The sequence below is a fragment of the Bacillus bingmayongensis genome (genome assembly GCF_000299035.1).
GTDB classification, from domain to species: domain Bacteria; phylum Bacillota; class Bacilli; order Bacillales; family Bacillaceae_G; genus Bacillus_A; species Bacillus_A bingmayongensis.
Map to the genome: position 1 here is coordinate 40,745 of NZ_AKCS01000028.1, position 6,079 is coordinate 46,823.

Consider the following 6,079-nt stretch of genomic DNA (forward strand, 5'->3'; position numbering starts at 1 on the left):
ATAAGAATGTTAATTTTAAAAAATGCGAGCTTTTGTATTGACGAGAAATTTATATTTAAAAAAACAAATTTGACTGTTAACCCTTATGAAATAGTAAGTATTGTGGGGAAGAATGGTGCTGGAAAAACTACATTATTTGAAATGATTTGCGGTCTGATTCAAGTTAGTAAAGGAGAAATATATTTCTTCAATAAACAACCTAATGAAGAAACGTATTTCCAAGAATTGTTCTTTATACCGGATATCCCCTTGGTTCATGAATACCTAAATGGTCGAGAATATATCGAATTTATTGCAGCATTATATAATAAGAAAATTGATAAAAATGATGTGGAAAATATACTAACATTTTTTGAGTTAGAATCTAAAAAAAATCAATTAATTAGAGAATATTCAAAAGGGATGAAAATGAAAGTTGCGATAGCGGCTGCATTACTTATAAAACCGAAACTTCTAATTCTAGATGAACCGTTCAATGGTTTAGATCCAACTAGTTGTATTAAATTAATGGAAGCATTAAAAGAATTTTCAAAGTTGCATGGTAGTGTCTTACTTTCTTCTCATACCTTAGATCTTGTTGAACAAGTGAGTGATAAGATATACCATTTAAATAATCATAAGCTTGAAAATGTAACAGATCATAATCTAAGAGAGTTGTTTTCAGGATGAAAAACTTTGTAAAAAAACACATTAGCTTATTCTTTAGTGAATTTAAATATTTACTTATAATTTCTTCAGTTATAGTAGCGATTAGTTTTGTTTTCGGTTATATGTTTTCAAAACATAGTGAATCAACTGATTTAATGAGGTTAAATAGCCAAGCTCAATTTACAGATTATTTTTTTAATAATTTAAAAGTATGTATCTTTATTATGATAGGTGTCTTAAGTTTTGGTTTATCTAGTATGTATATTCTTTTTGTTAATGGTTCGGTTCTTGGGGGGGCGATAAAAGTTTCATCTCCTTATCTTGAACATAAGGGACAAATCTTTCTACTATTGTTGCCTCATGGAATTACTGAAATGTTAGCTATATTAATTTCTGGAGCCTTAGGATTTCTTTTTCTTAAAAATTCTATTTTATTGTTACTTGAAAGAAGGAAAAAATTCTTGGATAAAAAAGATATCACATCTTTTATTATAGGATTTTCTTTAGTTGTTTTGTTATTGTTTATTTCAGCCTTGATTGAATACTATATAACACCAGATATTAATGAACTTATGAAATGAGTTAATTAGTTCTGTCAATTTGTAATTAATATTTTAGTAAAAAAAACAATAAAAAATGATAGGAATAATAAAAACAGACTTGCCCCTTTTGTTTCAGGTGAAGGTCTGTTTTTTCATATTTAACAAATTATCCAAAAGAAGTCTCTTTTCTTAAACGTTTGCAAGGCGGGAGCCTAACGTTAGGTGGAAGAGCAATTCCAATTTGGCACACTAGCCAAAAGATGGTGGTAAACTAATTACAAACAGATTGTTCTTTAAAAAACTGAAGATATGAGGTTGATATGGATAAAACAGTCATAATCGCTAAAAAGCGTTGGATTCTTATTAAGAACTAGAATGGGTATTTTTTTTGATGTAAATACTAAACGTTGGTGTGACGGGTATTTTACGTTTCTTAATACCTTCAGGAAAGGTATTTTCAATAATTTTTGCTACTTTATAATTTTTCGCTTTACCATCCTTATATAACTTGATGGGGTACCATCCACATTTCAACAAAAATATACGCTAAGCAAATTTGGACATAAAATGAGCCGAATTTCCTACTCTAAGGAATATTCGGCTGATATTCTTTATTTAGTTTATAATTTGCTCTCCTCATATTCTTTCAATATCTTATAAAAAGTATTTTTCTTAAGTTCTAACAGCTCCATAAATTTAGAACCCGTTATTTCTCTTTTTTTCCACTTTGGATAAGTTTCTTCTATTATAATTAGTTGCTTTTGACTTAATGCTGAAAGGTTAAATGGAGGACGCCCTAAATGCTTACCTTGAGATTTAGCAACCGCAATCCCCTCAGCTTGTCGCTGACGAATTTTTTTACGCTCTTGATCTGCAACATAAGAAAGTAAAGATAAAAATTGATCCTCCATTAATCTGCCCATATCCCCCATTTCACGAAACTTCCGGCTATCAAACAATGTTTCATAGATAGGGTCCTTCAGTTTGTAAAGGTATACCTTTGTAAACAGTTGTTTACTTTCCCTATTGTTGAATGAGTATTAGCAAAAATAGTCTTAACGTACAGCAAACACCTTTAAATGTACAATTTTCTTTTTTTGATAGGGTGAGGCCCTTTAGGTTGGGAACACATCAATTTCTTAGGAGAATATAAGTTTGAGGGATTACATTCAACCAGTTTACAATCCTTACGTCCTTTGAATATTAAAGAGCCGATTTACTCTTAACGGGGTAAAATCTGGCTCTTTTTTTGTCTAAATTTGCTTAGCGTGGGTTTTTTTCGAAATGCTGGTGGCACTCCTAGTATGGCAAGGGTTTAATTTATATAAAATTAAGAATAATCAGTCTCAATTCTATCAATTTACTATATATTATATTTATGTAAGTATTGTTATAAGGGCATTTTTTAAAACTTTCCCCTAATAAAGTTTTGAAAGAGTTGTCTCAATATTCTCCATGTTGTAAATATGCCAAGAAGAGAGAATCCATTTGGGTTCTCTTTTCTTTTAAATTTGAGTTTTCAACCTCAAATTTAAGGGTTCTGTTGCAAAGTTTTCTAAATGAGGCTACACTCTAGAAAAAAAGAACAAGGAGAATCACAAATACGATACTTTAAAGGAAAACGGTTCAAGAAAGATATTATTTTAGTAGCCGTGGGCTACTCTTGTCGTTTTTCTTTAAGCTATCGCGATGTATCTGAAATCCTAAGAGAACGTGGTGTCTCCGTTCATCCTACAACCATTATGCGCTGGGTTCATGAGTATGGAAATGTAATCTACCAAATTTGGAAAAAGAAAAATAAGCATGTACAACGATCGTGGAAGTTGGATGAGACTTATATAAAAGTTAAAGGTGAATGGTGTTATCTCTATCGTGCAATCGATAAAGAGGGGAATACATGAGAGTTTCAACTTCGTAAAAAACGAGATCATCAAGCTGGGTTCTGTTGCAAAGATTTCTAAACTAAGATAACCTGTAGAAAAAGTGTGAGCAGGAGAATGATATATGGGGTATTTTAAAGGAAAACAGTTTAAAAAGGATATTATTTTGGTAGCTGTCGGCTACTATTGTCGTTTTTCTTTAAGCTATCGCGATGTATCTGAAATCTTGAAAGAGCGTGGTATTTCGGTTCACCCAACAACCATCATGCGCTGGGTTCATGAATATGGAAACCTTATCTATCAAATTTGGAAGAAGAAAAATAAAAACGTTCCATTATCTTGGAAACTAGATGAAACCTATATAAAAGTCAAAGGAAAATGGTGTTATTTATATCGTGCAATTGATAAAGACGGGCACACATTGGATATTCAACTTCGTAAAAAACGGGATCATCAGTCTGCCTATGCTTTTATGAAAAGGTTGGTCAAAACGTTTGGAGAACCAGCGGTTCTCACTACAGACAAAGCACCAGCATTACTTTGTGCATTTAACAAATTAAGAGAACAAGGCTTTTATATAAATACAACTCATTGTACAATCAAGCATTTGAACAATCTCATTGAGCAGGACCATAGGCATGTGAAGCGACGTTTTTCCAAATCCGCAGGATTTCAAAATCTTCGCCACGCTTCCCGTACCTTGAAAGGCATCGAAACCATTCATGCTCTATATAAACGAAACCGAAGTCTTGGCTCAGACTTCGGTTTTTCGACATACAATGAATTACAGGAGCTACTAACAATTGCATAAAATGTACAACTTTTTGTTGGCACCACTTAACCTTAACAAAACTTCGCAACAGAACCTCAAGCTGCATATGCTTTTATGAAAAGATGAGTGAAAATATTTGGAGAACCGATGGTTCTCGTAACAGACAAAGCTCCAGCATTACTTTGTGCATGGAACAAGTTAAAGGAGCAAGGCTTTTATGCACGTACTATTCATTATACAAGCAAGTATTTGAACAATCGTATTGAACAGGATCATAGACACATAAAGCGACGCTTTGCTAAATTTGCAGGATTTCAAAATCTACGTCATGCTTTTCGTACGATTAAAGGAATCGAAACGATTCATGCTCTATATAAACGAAACCGAAGTTTGCGGCCAAACTTCGGTTTTTCAACGTACAATGAATTACAGCGATTACTTACTATTGCATAAAATTTGATTGTACTGAATTTGACTTTTTATCTGTTAAAGAACTTTGCAACAGAACCACTTTTTTTGTAATTTATCATTTTTTTGTAACAGAATCGTTAATTTATGGTGCGGGTTTTATATGATATATAACATTATGTTATTCCATTCCTAAACTTAGAACAGTATGTAATTACACTGATTAAACACATTGTCATTGCAAATCAATTATTTTAGCATTATTCTTTCCATTGATACTTAAAATTACATAATCTTCTTCGTCATGGTTTATTTTATGGTCTTTAAGCGTATTTTTTTGCTCTCTATTAATGGGTAAGATCACTATTTTTTGCTTTTCGCTCTTGTACTTATAAAAATCCTCGTAAACACTTTTATAATCAAACAGGCTTTTTTTGTTTATCTCCGTCTGTTCATGTGTAGCTTCCTCAAAAGAAGGTTCGAAATTCTCAACGATATTGGCATTTAAAAAATTGATAATATAATCAGTGATTTTTATATGATTTTTTAGTTCCAGATCCAAATACATAGGCATGCTATTACACTCAAGAAGATAAAATTCTCCTTTATTATTTAATTTTAAATCTATGCCTGAAAATTCAAGTCCTAATATTTTCGCGGCTTCTAAGCAGACATTCTCGATTGAAGATGGAAGATGAATCATTTTGTAATTCAGTTTTCCCTTCGAAAACATAGGATCTGTTCTATAATCAATTGTGGATTTGTTAGATTCTCTTTGAATTTCATGTGCAGATAAAATTTCCCCATCTAGAGTATAGACCCTAATATCTTTTCCCTCTATATACTCTTGAAAAATAACGGGCTCTAAATTTAAAGACTTCATCTTTAATAATTCATCGCCGTTCACTTCTCTACAATAATATCCACCTACGAGAGGTTTATATACAATTCTATCCGTTGATTTTATGAACTCTTCTAATCTTTTGTAAGAGTTTGTGATACAAGTTTTTGGAATAGGTAATCCTGCATGAATCAGTTTATACAGTTGAAAGTATTTAGAATGGTCTGCAGGAGGATTTATCATTCTAACTCCATTAAGTTGCATGATTTGCAGCCAAGAACGTAAATTCTCGATTTGGCTTTTAAATTGCATTTGTTCATTATATGTATCTATATAAGGTGTATTAACTAATTGAGGTGTAAAAATCATGTTACTCCTAATAAAAATAGAACGAACATTATCTATATCTATTACCTTCCCGTTATAAATTAGCTTATTATCAATAAAGGAATATTCATTGCTATGAACAGGTCCTAATTCTGTGAAAGATATATTCCTTTTTTTTAGTTTATACATCAGATAATTACAATGAAAATCATCCATTGGGTTGACGATAAGTAAGGACATATTTTATTTCCTCTCTTAGAGCAAGGAGGACAAATAATTTAATCATTCAGGCAATCAAATTATTTGTCCTGTCTCTATCTATCTCTAATTATTAAAACCAGCGGTCTTCTTCTCCCAGAGCCATGGTAGTAACAGGACCATAACTAATTTGATTTAAATCTTCTCCATTAAGCTGAATCTCTTGTAGTGTTACTCCAGTTTTTTTTAGAATTAATTCACTTTGTTCTTGATCTAGTTTAATATTCATGTATATTCCTCCTGATTAATAAGTTTCAAATAGTAAATTTCGACAAAAATATCTAAAAACCTTTTTATTTTTTGAAAATTTGGTTCTGGCGCAAAAATCATTTGATAGAGACATAGAAACCTACATAGACTGTTCAATGGCAGATTATGAGGTTCTGGTGCAAAAACTTCAGGA

The 6,079-nt window shown here is 31.6% G+C and carries 5 protein-coding genes and 3 pseudogenes; 5 read left to right on the forward strand and 3 right to left on the reverse strand.

The genetic code is table 11. From position 1 onward, the window contains the following. The first annotated feature begins 6 nt into the window (after positions 1-6). Together Y7E_RS0105850 and Y7E_RS0105855 are read left to right on the forward strand one after the other, a co-directional pair. A complete protein-coding gene (locus tag Y7E_RS0105850) occupies positions 7-669 on the forward strand; it encodes an ATP-binding cassette domain-containing protein (RefSeq protein WP_017150355.1) in 663 nt (220 codons plus the stop codon). Beyond that, positions 666-1,229, forward strand: coding sequence for a stage II sporulation protein M (locus tag Y7E_RS0105855; protein WP_017150356.1), 564 nt, complete (start codon positions 666-668; stop codon positions 1,227-1,229). Before Y7E_RS0105850 ends, Y7E_RS0105855 begins: the two co-directional genes overlap by 4 nt. 581 nt (positions 1,230-1,810) lie before the next feature. Here the strand turns inward: Y7E_RS0105855 and Y7E_RS29200 are convergent. Further along, positions 1,811-2,155: pseudogene (locus Y7E_RS29200) on the reverse strand (recombinase family protein); the annotation flags it as partial. A gap of 636 nt (positions 2,156-2,791) precedes the next feature. On the opposite strand from Y7E_RS29200, the pseudogene Y7E_RS0105865 reads away from it, so the two are divergent. The 3 genes and pseudogenes from Y7E_RS0105865 to Y7E_RS29205 all read left to right on the forward strand — a co-directional run. Then, positions 2,792-3,088, forward strand: a pseudogene (locus Y7E_RS0105865) (IS6 family transposase); the annotation flags it as partial. Positions 3,089-3,194: 106 nt separating this feature from the next. Next, positions 3,195-3,881, forward strand: coding sequence for an IS6 family transposase (locus Y7E_RS0105870; RefSeq protein WP_017150359.1), 687 nt, complete (start codon positions 3,195-3,197; stop codon positions 3,879-3,881). A gap of 57 nt (positions 3,882-3,938) precedes the next feature. Next, a pseudogene (locus Y7E_RS29205) lies at positions 3,939-4,295 on the forward strand (DDE-type integrase/transposase/recombinase); the annotation flags it as partial. Between the two features lie 190 nt (positions 4,296-4,485). On the opposite strand, the gene Y7E_RS0105880 reads toward Y7E_RS29205, so the two are convergent. Together Y7E_RS0105880 and Y7E_RS33155 are read right to left on the reverse strand one after the other, a co-directional pair. Continuing rightward, positions 4,486-5,658: an ATP-grasp domain-containing protein gene (locus tag Y7E_RS0105880; RefSeq protein WP_017150361.1), complete on the reverse strand. Its 1,173-nt coding sequence runs from the start codon at positions 5,656-5,658 to the stop codon at positions 4,486-4,488. A 91-nt stretch (positions 5,659-5,749) separates the two neighbouring features. Continuing rightward, positions 5,750-5,905 carry a hypothetical protein gene (locus Y7E_RS33155; RefSeq protein ID WP_017150362.1) on the reverse strand — a complete coding sequence of 52 codons (156 nt, stop codon included), beginning with the start codon at positions 5,903-5,905 and terminating at the stop codon, positions 5,750-5,752. Between the last annotated feature and the right edge of the window lie 174 nt (positions 5,906-6,079).